The organism is Rhizobacter sp. P3_B12 (assembly GCF_056402895.1).
In genome coordinates, this window is sequence record NZ_JBFUGN010001725.1 from 1 (window position 1) to 599 (window position 599).

A 599-nucleotide genomic window follows, 5' to 3' on the forward strand; every position below is an offset into this window, starting at 1 on the left:
GCCGTGCACCGTCTCGCCGGGCGCCGGCAGGCGTTCGCAGCGCAGCACGAGATCGGCATTCACGCTGCCGAGCACGACGATCCTTTGCCGTTGCGTCATGAAGGCACCGGCCCGGTCGAGTGGCGCACCGTCAGCGACGGCTGCAGGATCTCGCGCTGCAACGCGCGCCCGCGGTCGGCGATGCGCTGCATCAGCAGCTGCGCCGCCAGTTCGCCGGTGCGGTGCTTGGGCTGCGCAACGGTCGTCAGCGGCGGGTTGCTGTAGGCCGACAGCGCGATGTCGTCGAAGCCGATCACCGACAGGTCCTGCGGAATGCGCAGGCCGTGCGAGGCCGCCGCGCAGACCGCGCCGATCGCCATCAGGTCGTTCGAGACGAACACCGCGGTCGGCTGCAAGCCGGCCTGCAGCAGCGAGACCATCGCGGCATGGCCGCCGGCGCTCGTGAAATCGGCGCTGCGCAGCAGCCGGTCGTCGACCGCCAGGCCGGCCTCGCGCAGCGCGCGGTGGTAGCCCAGCACGCGCTGGCGCGCCGACGAGAGCGTCTGCGGCCCGGCGATGCAGGCGATGCGCCGGTGCCCGAGCGACAGCAGGTGCTCGGT

1 protein-coding gene is annotated in these 599 nt (G+C 72.6%); it reads right to left on the reverse strand.

Annotated features, from left to right (window positions below; genetic code table 11):
* Positions 1-95 precede the first annotated feature (95 nt).
* Positions 96-599, reverse strand: a 504-nt coding sequence (locus AC1D01_RS37895) for a substrate-binding domain-containing protein (protein WP_477875132.1), incomplete at its 5' end; no start/stop codon positions are given.